The 13,325-nt window shown below is 37.3% G+C and carries 14 protein-coding genes and 1 riboswitch; of the genes, 9 read left to right on the forward strand and 5 right to left on the reverse strand.

The features are described from left to right. Positions 1 to 16: 16 nt before the first annotated feature. Together ACEVFT_RS20795 and hisJ are read right to left on the reverse strand one after the other, a co-directional pair. Entirely contained in the window at positions 17 to 496 is a 480-nt protein-coding gene (locus ACEVFT_RS20795; RefSeq protein WP_342441213.1) for a GAF domain-containing protein, read from the reverse strand. A gap of 24 nt (positions 497 to 520) precedes the next feature. Further along, positions 521 to 1,315: a histidinol-phosphatase HisJ gene (gene hisJ / locus ACEVFT_RS20800; protein ID WP_393951191.1), complete on the reverse strand. Its 795-nt coding sequence runs from the start codon at positions 1,313 to 1,315 to the stop codon at positions 521 to 523. A 163-nt stretch (positions 1,316 to 1,478) separates the two neighbouring features. On the opposite strand from hisJ, the gene ezrA reads away from it, so the two are divergent. From ezrA to ACEVFT_RS20825, 5 genes are all read left to right on the forward strand, one after another. Beyond that, positions 1,479 to 3,179, forward strand: a complete 1,701-nt coding sequence (gene ezrA / locus ACEVFT_RS20805; RefSeq protein ID WP_342441211.1) for a septation ring formation regulator EzrA — start codon at positions 1,479 to 1,481, stop codon at positions 3,177 to 3,179. Between the two features lie 90 nt (positions 3,180 to 3,269). Beyond that, complete coding sequence (locus ACEVFT_RS20810; RefSeq protein WP_342441210.1) at positions 3,270 to 3,737, forward strand: GNAT family N-acetyltransferase; 468 nt, start codon at positions 3,270 to 3,272, stop codon at positions 3,735 to 3,737. 106 nt (positions 3,738 to 3,843) lie between these two features. Next, on the forward strand, positions 3,844 to 4,995 hold the full coding sequence (locus ACEVFT_RS20815; protein ID WP_393951192.1) for a cysteine desulfurase family protein: 1,152 nt from the start codon (positions 3,844 to 3,846) through the stop codon (positions 4,993 to 4,995). Next, positions 4,996 to 6,207, forward strand: a complete 1,212-nt coding sequence (gene thiI, locus ACEVFT_RS20820; RefSeq protein ID WP_393951193.1) for a tRNA uracil 4-sulfurtransferase ThiI — start codon at positions 4,996 to 4,998, stop codon at positions 6,205 to 6,207. A 145-nt stretch (positions 6,208 to 6,352) separates the two neighbouring features. Next, entirely contained in the window at positions 6,353 to 6,568 is a 216-nt protein-coding gene (locus ACEVFT_RS20825; RefSeq protein WP_036118875.1) for an alpha/beta-type small acid-soluble spore protein, read from the forward strand. 70 nt (positions 6,569 to 6,638) lie between these two features. Here the strand turns inward: ACEVFT_RS20825 and thiE are convergent, their stop codons facing one another. From thiE to thiM, 3 genes are read right to left on the reverse strand one after another with little or no spacing between them, the layout of a single operon-like run. Continuing rightward, the gene (thiE, locus tag ACEVFT_RS20830) at positions 6,639 to 7,283 is read right to left on the reverse strand and encodes a thiamine phosphate synthase (protein WP_393951194.1); all 645 of its coding nucleotides are present in this window, start codon (positions 7,281 to 7,283) and stop codon (positions 6,639 to 6,641) included. After that, the gene (gene thiD / locus ACEVFT_RS20835; protein WP_393951195.1) at positions 7,273 to 8,097 is read right to left on the reverse strand and encodes a bifunctional hydroxymethylpyrimidine kinase/phosphomethylpyrimidine kinase; all 825 of its coding nucleotides are present in this window, start codon (positions 8,095 to 8,097) and stop codon (positions 7,273 to 7,275) included. Before thiD ends, thiE begins: the two co-directional genes overlap by 11 nt. Continuing rightward, positions 8,085 to 8,852 carry a hydroxyethylthiazole kinase gene (gene thiM / locus ACEVFT_RS20840; protein WP_393951196.1) on the reverse strand — a complete coding sequence of 256 codons (768 nt, stop codon included), beginning with the start codon at positions 8,850 to 8,852 and terminating at the stop codon, positions 8,085 to 8,087. Before thiM ends, thiD begins: the two co-directional genes overlap by 13 nt. An 87-nt stretch (positions 8,853 to 8,939) precedes the next feature. Further along, positions 8,940 to 9,037: riboswitch (TPP riboswitch) on the reverse strand. Positions 9,038 to 9,227: 190 nt separating this feature from the next. On the opposite strand from thiM, the gene mbcS reads away from it, so the two are divergent. The 4 genes from mbcS to tpx all read left to right on the forward strand — a co-directional run bounded on the left by mbcS (position 9,228) and on the right by tpx (position 13,279). After that, positions 9,228 to 10,811: an acyl-CoA synthetase MbcS gene (mbcS, locus tag ACEVFT_RS20845; RefSeq protein WP_393951197.1), complete on the forward strand. Its 1,584-nt coding sequence runs from the start codon at positions 9,228 to 9,230 to the stop codon at positions 10,809 to 10,811. Positions 10,812 to 10,998: 187 nt separating this feature from the next. Next, positions 10,999 to 12,012 (forward strand): signal peptide peptidase SppA, encoded by a 1,014-nt coding sequence (gene sppA / locus ACEVFT_RS20850; protein ID WP_205444973.1) that lies wholly within the window; start codon positions 10,999 to 11,001, stop codon positions 12,010 to 12,012. A gap of 12 nt (positions 12,013 to 12,024) precedes the next feature. After that, a complete protein-coding gene (locus ACEVFT_RS20855; protein ID WP_342441203.1) occupies positions 12,025 to 12,651 on the forward strand; it encodes an RDD family protein in 627 nt (208 codons plus the stop codon). Positions 12,652 to 12,775: 124 nt separating this feature from the next. Further along, on the forward strand, positions 12,776 to 13,279 hold the full coding sequence (gene tpx, locus ACEVFT_RS20860; RefSeq protein ID WP_004226187.1) for a thiol peroxidase: 504 nt from the start codon (positions 12,776 to 12,778) through the stop codon (positions 13,277 to 13,279). Positions 13,280 to 13,325: the final 46 nt, after the last annotated feature.

Raw genomic sequence — 13,325 nt, forward strand, 5'->3', positions numbered from 1 at the left:
AATTTTTGTTGTTTTATTATAAATGATTGAGTAGTGTTTTAACAAATTCCTCTAAGCCATTGCGATCTTCCTCTGAAAAGCGATTCACAATAGGACTATCAATATCTAATACACCAATGATCTCACCTTGTTTCAGCAGCGGTATAACAATTTCAGACTGTGAGGCCGCATCACAAGCAATATGCCCTGGAAAATCGTGTACATCTTTTACAACAATTGTTTCTCTCGTTGCCACAGCTGTACCACAAACACCACGTCCAATAGGGATTCTAACACAGGCAGGAAGACCCTGGAATGGCCCTAGCACAAGTTCATTATCCTGTAAAAGATAAAAACCAACCCAGTTGATGTTCGTTAAAAACTGATTTAATAGAGCAGAGGCATTACTTAAATTGGCAATTTGATTGGTTTCACCAGTGAGTAGTGCATCTAATTGTTTTGATAATGTTAGATATTGGTCAGCAATGGATCCTTCGTAATTAATTTGTGTAAACATATAAGCACCTCGTTTAAAAATTATTTATATTGGTAATATAACATTATAGTGTTGATGTAAATCCTCTGCGCTATGTGCATCCGAACCAAATACATATGGTAGTTGAATAGCTTGACTATAATGGATAAAGGCAAAAGGTGGATAGGGCTCCTGACAATATTGTTTACTTAAACCAGCACTATTTAAATCTAATTCATAGCCCGCACATTTCATGCTGTCCAATACTTCTCTAATACGTCGGGCATCATCGATTTTTTCGTTGTGCGCCAGTTGGAATTTATGAATAAGTGATGGGTGCCCAATCCGTTTTGGTTTGTATGGACCAAGATCTGCTCTAATTGATTGTAGGACAGTATCATAATATAAATCATAAACCTGTTCAACAGAGCCAACTTTTTTTGAAAAATCAATAAAGCATTCAGAAGAAAAGTCGATACATACAAAGGTATCTTGCCATTTTAAAAAATGAACTGATAAAATAGCGTCATCTAAAAAATGTCCATATGTATCAAGGAATTGACGAGTTTCTTGTTCGTAACCTTGAATATAGTCAACCTCTAATCCGATACGGATGCGAATATCCTGTGCATACCGTTGTTGCAGGTGTTGCAATTCTTCAATGTAAGGCATGAGATCATCAGGGTTCATGCCACTATCTTGTTGCGGGGTTGGATCAAAAAAACTTTTGGGCAATGGGGCGTGTTCTGTAAATGTTATATCTGTGAAATGATGAGAAATTGCTTTTTCAATATATTGGTTGAATGAGTCCGTAGTGCCATGTGGACAAAAAGGACTATGTATATGCCCATCACGTTTCATAATTTACCACTCCTTTAGCTCTATAGATACGCTATTTAAATATTTCACAATAGCGAAAATACAGTTTTCTGAAAAACACTTAAATTTTAGTACAAAAGGCGAAAACATAGTATATAATAAATACAACTAGCCAATTCGTTTATTGTAGAATAGGAGGCTTACGATGGAGTATATCATCATTCCGATTATCCTACTATTAATTTTAGCCATAGTAGGATTTATGATGCGAAGAAAACATGTTGCAATTATTGCAAAACTTGAAAATGAAAAATTACAAATACAACATAATCCTATAAATGAAGAAATTTCAAAAGTAAAATCTTTAAACATGAACGGTGAAACGGAAGAAATGTTTGAACGATGGCGCAATACTTGGGATGAAGTCATCGATGTACATATGACTAAAATCGATTCTCTTCTATTTGATGCTGAGGATCAAATTAATCGACTTCGTTTTAAAAGGGCAACTTTAATAGAACGTGAAATTGAAGATTACATTGAAAAATGCGACCAAGACAAAAATAATATTTTAGAAGAACTGAATGAATTAATTGGCAGCGAAGAAAAAAATCGAATTGAAATCGAACAATTAAAAGAATACTATCGCTCTGCAAGAAAGACATTGCTGGCTCATCAGCATTCATTTGGTGTAGCACTACCTGCATTGGAGAAAAAGCTGGAGACATTTGTTCAAAAATTTGAAGAGTTCGATGTATTGACAAATGAAGGCAATTATTTGCAAGCACGAGAAATTGTTATTAGCTTAAATCAAGAATCTCAGCAGACATTCGAGTATATTAATGATGTTCCTACTATTTTAACGGAAATTCAAGTTAAGTTACCAGGTGCGGTTCAGGAATTGCGTAATGGTCAGCGAGAAATGGAAGACCAATCTTACTATTTACAGCATTTAGAATTGACAGATGCACTTAATAAATATGAAAAAGAATTTGATGCATTAAAGCTGGACCTTGCAGAGCTTAATTTAAAAGTTGTTAAACCTCGTGTGACAGAAATTAATGAAGAAATCGATCGTTTTTATGATTTACTTGAAAAAGAGGTTATTGCTAAAAATTATGTAGATCAAAATTGTGATCGTTTATTAAGCTCTATCACCAATGTCATTTCTTCTACAAAGTTAGTGAATGATGAGGCAACGTATGTGCAACAAAGTTACCATTTAAATGAAAAGGATGCTGAAATTCCAAAAGCCGCTTTAAAACAATTGGAAGCACTGCAACGTCGCTATGATTTATTAGCCATGCGAGTTAAGGAAGAAAAATCGGCTTATTCTAGCTTACAGGAAGAGTTAATCGAAATTAGTGAAGAGCTAGAACGAATTCATGAAGAACAAGGGCATCTATCGAATACAATGAAGAAACTTCGAATAGATGAAAATAAGGCACGCGCTCAAGTCGAAAACTTAAAGAAAATATTACAAGATACCGATCGTTTATTAAACAAGGCAAATATTCCAGGGATTCCTGAGGAGATGGATGCACGTCTTGATGAGGCAGCAGAGCACATCTATGTTGTCATGCAAAGCTTGCAAGAAGTACCGCTTAATATGGGAACGGTTCATAATAATCTAAATGCAGCAACACTTTGCGTAGAGGATGTTAAAGTAAAGGCACATGAATTAATAGAAAATGTGATGCTCATTGAACGCATTATTCAGTACGGTAATCGTCACCGTGCATCGAACCCGAAATTGAACGGACGTTTAAAAGAAGCAGAAGAGGCTTTCCACCAATTCCGTTATGCGAAGGCTTTAGAAGAAGCAGGTACAGCAGTGGAAGAAATGGAGCCAGGTGCTTTAAAGCGTATTCAAGAAATGGTTGCTGAACAATTCACAGTAAAATAATTCGAATAACATTTTGAGCTGTCTAAAAAGTATAGCGATTACTTTTTAGACAGCTTTCTATTTATTGCATAGATGAGGATGTGATTCAGTGTGAAGCTGTCAATAAAAAAAATGAATGAACAGTTTGCAAGTGAAATTTTACAATGGCAATATGCAGAACCTTACGATTTTTACAATAATGAGTTATCGGATGAAAATGTACAAGAAATGCTTGATCATCCCTACTTTGCTATCTTGAATAATCAGGGGGAGTTAATCGGCTATTATTGCACAGGTTTGGCAGCACAAGTGCCAAAGGGACAGGATATTGGTGCATATATAGAATGCTGTGTAGATATTGGAATTGGTATGAAACCAAATCTAACAGGTCAAGGATTAGGAACGGCATTTTTTTCGTTTATTGTACAAACAGTTCAACAAGAGCATCATCTACCACTTCGCTTAACAGTCGCCCTATTTAATAAGCGAGCAATCCATCTTTATGAAAAATTAGGTTTTGTTAAAGCGATCGAATTTAGTACGCCCACAGAATTTATCACGATGTTGAAAAAAATGTAGGATACCAATTAAAATTTAAAGAATCGTTAAAGTTAGTGGTCAATCGCCAAAGATTGCGTTATGATAAATACCGTTAAATCAACGTTTTGAAAGTGTGTGAAAAGTTATGGTTAATACAATTTATTTAGATAATAGTGCAACAACAAAGCCTTTAAATGAGGTTATGCAAGCATTCATGGCTGTCAATGAGCAGTATTATGCCAACCCTGCTTCCATCCATGCCATGGGTGTTGAAGCAAATGATTTATTAATGCGTGCGCGTGAGCAAGTAGCAGATATTTTGCAGACAGAGGCAAAAAATGTGCTATTTACTTCAGGTGGTACAGAATCAAATAATGCAGCTATTTTTGGCATAGCACGTAGTAATACACATATAGGAAAGCATATTTTAACGACTGAAATTGAACATCCTTCAGTGCTAGAAACGATGAAACAGCTTGAAAAAGAGGGCTATGATGTTGAATATCTTCGTGTTGATCGAAATGGTGTGATTTCTCTCGATGAGCTTCGTACTAAAATACGAAAAGAAACCATTTTAGTTAGCATCATGCATGTGAATAATGAAATGGGGGCGATTCAGCCTATAAAGGAAGCAGCAAAAATGATTCATGAAATGAGTCGTGCAGCCTTTCATGTTGATGCTGTTCAAAGCTTTGGGAAATTAGCTATATCCTTTAAAGAAGAAGGCCCAGACTGTATTTCTATCTCTGGTCATAAAATTCATGGCTTTAAAGGCTCAGGTGTATTAGCATTCCGTAAACCCATGAGATGGCAGCCTTTTGCTCTTGGTGGTGGTCAGGAATTTGGAATGCGAAGTGGTACTGTGGCAGTTCCGCAAGCTGTTGCTTTAGCGAAGGCGGCTCGACTAGCTGTTGAAACAATGAACGAACGCGTAAATAAATACCGTCAATGGCATGACGAAATTCGAGCTCAGCTAGACGGATATGGAGAAGCAGTCCATGTTTTATCAACCCCACAAGGAGCTGCGCATATTGTGTCATTTAGTGTTCGTGATTTAAAAGGGGAAGTTATTATTAATGCTATGCAAAAGCGCGGTGTCATTGTGTCAACATCAAGTGCATGTTCATCCAAGCAAACGAAAACAAGCCATGTAGTCGAGGCACTACACCTTGATGAGCATTATAAAAAAGGTGTGATTCGCATTAGCTTTGGCGCACATAACACAATAGAAGATATAGAAAAGTTTAAACAAGTACTTGCAGAAGTAATGTTGGAACTCAAAGGAGAAAATAAGTAAATGATTTGGAAAGAAATTTTAATTCGATATGGTGAGCTTTCTACAAAAGGCCGCAACAAAATGGATTTTATTCGCCGCTTACGTGAAAATATTCGACATGCTTTTGCTGATTTAGGTCAACTGCATATTCGTACAGAACGTGACCGTATGTTTATTGCTATAGAGGGCGAAGCACAAATGCAGACGCTAATTACAGGTTTACCTAAAATTTTTGGTATTCAATCATTTAGCCCTGTAGCTGCATGTGAAAAAGATATGGAAAGTATGAAAAAGCTCGCTATCACGATTATGGAGACATTTAAAGACGAGCAACATACATTTAAAGTAGAAGTAAAACGTACTGATAAAACATTTCCATTAGAATCTCACGCCATCCAACGTGAGATCGGTGGCTATGTTTTACCGCAATTTCAAAATTTATCTGTCAAAGTGAAAAAGCCTGATATTGAGCTACGTGTAGAAGTTCGTCATGATGCAACTTATATGATGGCACAAGTTATTCCTGGTGCAGGTGGAATGCCAGTAGGATCTAATGGGAAGTCTTTATTAATGCTATCAGGCGGTATTGATAGTCCTGTCGCAGGTTATTTAATGATGAAGCGTGGTGTGAGATTAGAAGCGATTCACTTCTTTAGTCCACCTTATACAAGCCAAAATTCATTGGAAAAAGTTAAAGTGCTTGCTAATGAATTAACGAAATTTGGTGCTAGTATTCGTTTGCATGTTATTCCTTTTACTGAAATACAAGTTCTTATTAAAGAAAAAGTACCTTCTAACGTGTCGATGACAACAACACGCCGAATGATGCTGAAGGTTGCTGATCAGGTGCGTGAGGAGATTGGTGCACTTGCTATTGTAACAGGTGAAAGTCTTGGACAAGTAGCGAGTCAAACGCTTGAAAGCTTAACAGCAATTAATGCAGTAACAAATACACCTATTCTACGTCCGCTGATTTCAACAGATAAATTAGAAATTATCGATATGGCTGAGAAAATCGGCACATACGAAACATCTATTCAGCCATTTGAAGATTGCTGTACGATTTTTACACCAGCAAGTCCTAAAACAAAACCAAAGCTTGAAAAGGTGGAGCATTATGAAAGCTTCTCTGATTTTGATGAATTGATCGAGCGAGCAGTGAAAAATCGCGAGGTCTATATTTTCCCTAAGAAAGAAGAACAGCAACAAGATAAATTTGCAGATCTATTATAAGGTTTTAAAAGCCGTCTCAAAGCCCATTTTGAGACGGCTTTTTTGCGTGATTAACGGTATTCCAATAGAGGTACAATTTACCTCTAAAATTTTTGTATTAAAAATCTAATATCGCACATTCTATATTCACAAGGAGGTGAGAGACATGACTTCAAACAACAACCGCAGTTCAAACAAGCTTGCAGTACCTGGTGTACAACAAGCACTTGATCAAATGAAATACGAAATTGCACAAGAATTTGGTGTTCAATTAGGAGCTGAAGCTTCAGCTCGTGCCAACGGTTCCGTTGGTGGTGAAATCACTAAACGTCTTGTACAAATGGCAGAATCTCAATTAAAAGGTATGCCAAACAACCAATAAATGCTGATTAAGCATTTATAAACTTAAAACCAGTGACCGTAAAAGGCACTGGTTTTAGTTTGTTTATTGATCATTTATTTATACGACATAAAGACTTAAACGTAGATACTGTATGTTCAATATCTTCGCTTTGACAGATAGCTGAAATCACAGCAATACCATCAGCACCAGCTTGAAATACAGTATGTGCATTTGTACAATTAATTCCTCCGATTGCTACAATCGGTAATTCAGGATGAAGATAATGAGCCTGCTGTAAAAAAGATGTGCCACAAGGTGGTTGTGCATCACTTTTAGAAGATGTTGCAAAGATTGGACCAATCCCTACATAATCAGCTTGATGGTTAATAGCCGTTTGCAATTCGTCCTGTGAATGGACAGAAACACCAAGAATCATGTTCCCAATTCTTTTACGTGCTACTCCAACAGGTAAATCATCTTGTCCGATATGAACACCATCAGCACCGAGTCGCATCGCTAGCTCGACATCGTCATTAACGATAAAGGGTACACTATACTGATGACATCGTTTTTGACATTGGCGTGCAAACTGTTCATAGGCTAATCCAGTTAACGCATGAGGACCTTTTTCGCGAAATTGAAACATTGTAATGCCTGCTTGTAATGCCTTTTCTAGGATATAGATCGATTGTTCATGATGAGGAACATTGCTCGTACCCATAATAAAATAAAGCTGCAAATCCTTACGTTTCATGAATAATCACCTCACAGGCTTCCTTATGCTGTTGATAAGCAAAATGATTTGTGGGTCCATGACCATTTCCAATCGATAAATCATACATAATTGCTAATTGGATAAACTTTTTAGCTTCAATAATGGCTTCTTCCATAGCAAATCCCCGTCCAAGAAAAGCAGTAAGTGCTGCTGAAAATGTACATCCAGTACCGTGCGTATTTTTTGTTTGGATTCGAGGAGACTGCATCGAAAAAGATCGTCCATTTTTGAAAAATACATAATCAATAGCATAAAGTGGATCTGTTAAATGTCCACCTTTGATGATGACACATTGTACACCAAGTTGTAACAAGCTTTGAGCTACTTCTTTCATATCTTCAAAATGATGAATAGTTCTCCCTGTAAGTGTCTCTGCTTCGGGTATATTGGGCGTAACAACCGTAGCAAGTGGTAGTAAAGTTGAGCATAGTGCATCGATAGCTTCTTGCTGCAATAGGCTTTCTCCACCTTTTGCAATCATCACTGGATCAACAATCAGTGGAATGTTTAGCTCACCGATCATGCTTGCGATTGTTTTGATAATAGCTGAGGAATAAAGCATTCCTGTTTTAATTGCAGTTATTGAAAAATCTTCTACTAAGGCCTCGAATTGTTTTTTTATAAAGGAAACGTCAATTGGGTAAACACCTGTTACACCCAATGTATTCTGTGCAGTTAATGCTGTAATGACAGAGGTGCCAAACACTTTTAATTCCTGAAATGTTTTTAAATCAGCCTGTATACCAGCACCGCCTCCGCTATCTGAGCCAGCAATCGTCGTTACAATATGCATGAAGCTTCACCATCCTTTGACAAACGATGTATAGCATTAAGTAAGGCGATTTGAAAATCACCGATATCTGCAGTAAATGCTGATGCTAGTAAACCTGCTTTTTTATAGTAAGTAAGTGTTTCTGTTAATTGCTGGTAAGGGTTAGGTCCAACACGATAGGCAGCACCGCAAATTGCGCTTAGTAAACAACCTGTACCCGTTACTTCCGTCATTTGTGGATGACCACCAGCAATCCATTGGCTATGCTTACCATCAGTTATAAAATCACGTTCCCCCGTTACAATAACTATGCATTGATAGCGTTGAGCCAATAATGTGGCTTCTGCTTCCATAGCGATGGAGCCATGACCACTATCGACACCCTTTTGTTGCCAATCTACACCGGCTATTGCAGCAAGCTCGCCAAGATTACAGCGAATCACAGCAAATTGTATGTTCTCAAGTAAATGTTTGACGGTTTCCTTACGATAAGTTGTGGCTCCAACGCCAACAGGATCTAAAATAACAGGAATACCAAGTGCATTCGCTTTTTTACCTGCTAATAGCATGGCGCTTTTTGTACGATCATTAAGCGTTCCAATATTAATTAATAGTGCTTGAGCAATCGCTACCATTTCCTCTGTCTCTTGGCTGTCATCAGCCATTACCGGTGAGGCACCTATTGCTAATAAACCATTTGCTTGAAAATTTGCCACTACATAATTGGTGATGCAATGGACGAGTGGTTGCTGTTGACGAATTGTTTGAAATATCATTGTAGTCCTCCTCTGTGGATGGACGTAAGCATGCAAAAAAGGCTCTTTTTGTGTAAAAATGCACGAAAAAGAGCCTTTCATCTGTAAAAAACGATGTCTATTGCTCCCTACGTCAGTATTAACTAACAGGTTCAAAGGGTCAGGTTTTACCTTCTCAACTCTTGCGAGTCCCCCTGCAATCTTGTATTTAGTTGACCAAAATGTACCACACTTTTCATATGTATTCAATAACTAGTTTTCCTATAAACAAAACGTGACTGATGCCATATAGCAAAGTATGATAGTTGTCATGACTTTAAAGAAATTGAGTGTAAACCATTGAAAATAATGAAAAAGGAGTTTTATAATGTGTCATAGCAAAAGGGGGCATTTGCCATGAAAAGACAAGATTTAGTTGCACCAGAATGGTATAACATAGCAGAGGAAATTGAAAAATATGCGCAGGATGCAACAAAAAATGCTTTAATCATTTATGAAGAAAATCAAGACGTCCAATTTATTACATATGCACATTTATTGGAAAAAGCGAATCAAGCAGCACATGTTTTCACCAAGCAAGGCTTAAAGAAAGGTGATGTCATTTTAGTGATGGTACCACGTTCAGTGGAAGCATATATTGTGTATATTGCTGCATTGAAAGCGGGTTTAACCATTATTCCAAGCTCAGAAATGTTAAGAACAAAAGATATTGAATATCGTATTCACCATGCCAATGCTAAAGCGGTTATTGCATTTGAACCTTATATTGAACAATTTGATGAAGTGGGGAATTTACAAGGCATATTGCAATTTGTCATAGGGCATGCACACGAACCTTGGCAGAACATACTTGAAAAAATGCATAATCAACCTACAACTTACATAAACCCTATCCCGACTAAAAGCACTGACAATGCATTTTTAGCCTATACAAGCGGAACAACAGGAAATCCGAAAGCAGCGGTGCATACTCATAGTTGGGGCTATGCACATTTACGAACAACAGCACCACATTGGCTGGGTGTACATGAAAATGATATTGTTTGGGCAACTGCAGCACCAGGATGGCAAAAATGGATTTGGAGTCCGTTTCTTGCTACTTTGGGTAGTGGTGCTACCGCATTTGTCTACAAAGGTAAATTTGAAGCAGCTACTTATTTAGCATTGCTTGAAAAATTCAAAATCAATGTACTATGCTGTACACCAACAGAATATCGTTTTATGGCAGCGCTTGAAAATTTACATGAATATGATTTAAGTGCAATTCGCCAAGCTGTATCAGCTGGTGAGCCTTTAAATAGTGAGATCATTAAAGTTTTCTTGGAAACATTCAAATTACAAGTACGAGATGGCTACGGGCAAACGGAAAATACATTATTGGTGGGAACAATGGTGGGGATGGAGGCGCGAGTTGGCTCTATGGGGAAACCTACTCCTGGCAACACCGTTGAGATTATTAATGATTTGGGCAAACCCGTTACTGTGGGAGAAGTGGGCGATATTGCTGTTCATCGTGAAACACCAGCCCTCTTTAAAAAATATTTAAATGATCCTGAACGTACAAATTTACAATTTCGTGGGGATTGGTATATTACAGGAGATCGTGCCTATAAAGATGAAGATGGCTATTTTTGGTTTGATGGCCGAGGCGACGATGTCATTATTTCCTCAGGCTATACGATTGGACCCTTTGAAGTAGAGGATGCCCTAATGAAGCATCCGACTGTGAAAGAGGCTGCAGTGGTTGCGAGTCCTGATAAAGTCCGTGGAAATATTGTCAAGGCATTTATTGTTCTGCGCAACGATGAAAAAGGTGATGAAGCACTTATTCAAACACTTCAAAGTCATGTGAAATCACTGACTGCTCCATACAAATATCCACGTGCTATTGAATTTGTAGAGGAGCTACCGAAAACATCTTCAGGGAAAATTAGACGTGTCGAATTACGACAACAAGAAATCAAACAACTCCAATCATGATCATTTCCTAGGAAATAATGTCGAAAATCAAAGTTCATGCAAAGGTATGGACTTTGATTTTTTTAATTTTTTTAGGTAAGGTAGGATAAGGAAATAAATAGCATAAAGCTTTTTGCATAGTATTATTGCAAAAAAATGAAACAAATGTGTAATTCATACGTATTACGTGTTAAGGAGGCGGAAAGACATGAATGTAAAAAGGTGGGTTGCTTTAGTAGTTGCAGGTGTTCTTTTACTATTTTCATTAGGAATTAACACCATTTTTGCGCTTTTTAAAGCAGATTTCCTAGGTAATTTTGATAGTTTAATGGCAGGTAATAATTTAGATGTATATGAAAATGTAATTGAAGGGGAAAATTTTGATAAGCGAATTGCTTATTTAAAGGTAGATGGAGCGATTCAAGATATTGGCTCAAGTACATTGTGGCAACCAGTTGCCTATGATCATCAATTTTTCTTAGAACAATTGGATAATATTTTATATGATGAGTCCATACAGGGTGTTGTTTTAAGCGTCAATTCACCAGGTGGTGGTGTGAAGGAATCAGCAGAAATCTATAAAAAGCTTCTGAAAATTAAAGAAGAACGACAAATTCCAATTTATGTATCAATGGATTCTATGGCCGCTTCAGGTGGTTATTATATTTCGGCACCTGCAGATAAAATATTTGCCCATCGTGATACAATAACAGGTTCTATTGGTGTCATCATGCAATCCATTAACTATCAAGAGCTGGCTGAAAAAGTTGGTGTTAAATTTGAGACGTTTAAATCAGGGGAGCATAAAGATATGCTAAGCCCAATGCGTGAAGTGACAGCAGAGGAACGTGCAATGATGCAAGATATGATTAATGAAACGTACGAAGAATTTGTAGATATTGTAGAACAGGGACGTAATATGTCTGAAGCAGAAGTGAAGAAGGTTGCAGATGGTCGTATTCTTGGTGGTACAAAAGCGCTTGAAGCAGGATTAATTGATGAAATTGGTGATGAAGAAGCGGCCATTGCAGCTCTTCGTGAAGATTATGGACTTGAAGATGCCGCTTTATTTGAGTATTCATATGATATGGGTGGCTGGCAATCATACGTTGGTATGAAAATTGGCTCCATGTTTGGTCCATCTGCAGAAGAGAAAATGCTAATGAAAATCATGACGGACTATAGCGCACCGAAAATGATGTATCTATACGGGGAATACTAGGGGGGGAGCACAATGACAAACAATGAAATTGTTATGCAAGGTTCACCCTCTATGGAAAATGGCTTTCTTATGAAGACATCAGGAGAATCAGCAAAGCATAAAAACTATGCATTAAAAACTGCTGGTTTTTGGGTACGATTTTGGGCATTTTTATTAGATGGATTCATTATTTCTGCTGTAGGTGGAATACTCGTTAATCCTATTTTTTATCTGATGGATTGGTCCTTATCTGATTCTGTTTGGTACGCGCCGATTTCTATTATTACAGCAATCTTCTACTATAGCTATTTTGTGTTGATGACAAAGTTCTTTGGGCAAACATTAGGGAAAATGGTATTTGGATTACGTGTGATTTCATTAAAGCATGATCAGCTAACTTGGTCAGATGTGTTATTCCGTGATTGGATTGGGCGTATCATCAATAATATTTTTATGCCACTGTATATTTTGGTAGTGATTTTACCAGAAAATCAAGGTTTACATGATTATTTTGCCGATACAACAGTGGTGCACGAAAAAATCTTTATTGAAAAGGATTCAACACCAACTACTTTACCAAAGCAAGAAGAGATTATAGAAACTACTGAACAAGAAGAAAAACTAGAACTAGCCAAGCTAGAGGAAAAAAATGAACAATAAACAAATGGCTGTCTCAAATTAGGAGACAGTCTTATCTATTTCTAAGTATGTAAGCTATCATAGTTGCAATTAATTCCCTTCATTTAGTAATATTATGTACATATGAAGATTAGGAGGCGTTTGTATGGCACAAGTAACATTTAAAAATGGTCCAGTGACACTAGTAGGAAATGAAGTAAAGGTGGGCGATCAAGCTCCAGATTTTACGGTATTAGCGAATGACCTATCACCTGTAACATTAAATGATTCAGAAGGAAAAATTCGTTTATTTAGTGTTGTCCCATCATTAGATACTGGTGTATGTGATGCGCAAACACGTCGATTCAATGAGGAAGCAGCTAATTTAGGTGACAATGTAGTTATTTATACGGTATCTGTGGATCTTCCATTCGCTCAAAAGCGCTGGTGTGGTGCAGCAGGTATTGATGCAGTTCAAACTGTATCAGATCACCGCGACCTTTCATTTGGTGAAGCATATGGTGTGTACATTCAAGAATTACGTCTTCTGACACGTGCAGTATTCGTTGTGGATGCAAACAATAAAGTAACATATGTTGAATATGTACCTGAAGCTACAGATCATCCAAACTATGAAGCGGCCATTGCAGCTGTCAAAGCACTAGCATAATAAGCTGCTTTTAGGCTAAGATAATACTAGACAAAGGGGCTGTGAC

Source organism: Lysinibacillus sp. PWR01, assembly GCF_043359455.1.
In the GTDB taxonomy this organism is placed as follows: Bacteria; Bacillota; Bacilli; order Bacillales_A; family Planococcaceae; genus Lysinibacillus; species Lysinibacillus fusiformis_F.

Excerpts from the sequence above, each read along its gene's own strand:
- ACEVFT_RS20815 (WP_393951192.1), top strand. The coding sequence starts at position 3,844 with ATGGTTAATACAATTTATTTAGATAATAGTGCAACAACAAAGCCTTTA.
- ACEVFT_RS20855 (WP_342441203.1), top strand. The coding sequence starts at position 12,025 with ATGACAAACAATGAAATTGTTATGCAAGGTTCACCCTCTATGGAAAAT.
- ACEVFT_RS20795 (WP_342441213.1), bottom strand. The coding sequence starts at position 496 with ATGTTTACACAAATTAATTACGAAGGATCCATTGCTGACCAATATCTA.
- thiE (WP_393951194.1), bottom strand. The coding sequence starts at position 7,283 with ATGAAACGTAAGGATTTGCAGCTTTATTTTATTATGGGTACGAGCAAT.
- tpx (WP_004226187.1), top strand. The coding sequence starts at position 12,776 with ATGGCACAAGTAACATTTAAAAATGGTCCAGTGACACTAGTAGGAAAT.
- ezrA (WP_342441211.1), top strand. The coding sequence starts at position 1,479 with ATGGAGTATATCATCATTCCGATTATCCTACTATTAATTTTAGCCATA.
- thiI (WP_393951193.1), top strand. The coding sequence starts at position 4,996 with ATGATTTGGAAAGAAATTTTAATTCGATATGGTGAGCTTTCTACAAAA.
- mbcS (WP_393951197.1), top strand. The coding sequence starts at position 9,228 with ATGAAAAGACAAGATTTAGTTGCACCAGAATGGTATAACATAGCAGAG.
- ACEVFT_RS20825 (WP_036118875.1), top strand. The coding sequence starts at position 6,353 with ATGACTTCAAACAACAACCGCAGTTCAAACAAGCTTGCAGTACCTGGT.
- sppA (WP_205444973.1), top strand. The coding sequence starts at position 10,999 with ATGAATGTAAAAAGGTGGGTTGCTTTAGTAGTTGCAGGTGTTCTTTTA.
- hisJ (WP_393951191.1), bottom strand. The coding sequence starts at position 1,315 with ATGAAACGTGATGGGCATATACATAGTCCTTTTTGTCCACATGGCACT.
- thiD (WP_393951195.1), bottom strand. The coding sequence starts at position 8,097 with ATGCATATTGTAACGACGATTGCTGGCTCAGATAGCGGAGGCGGTGCT.
- thiM (WP_393951196.1), bottom strand. The coding sequence starts at position 8,852 with ATGATATTTCAAACAATTCGTCAACAGCAACCACTCGTCCATTGCATC.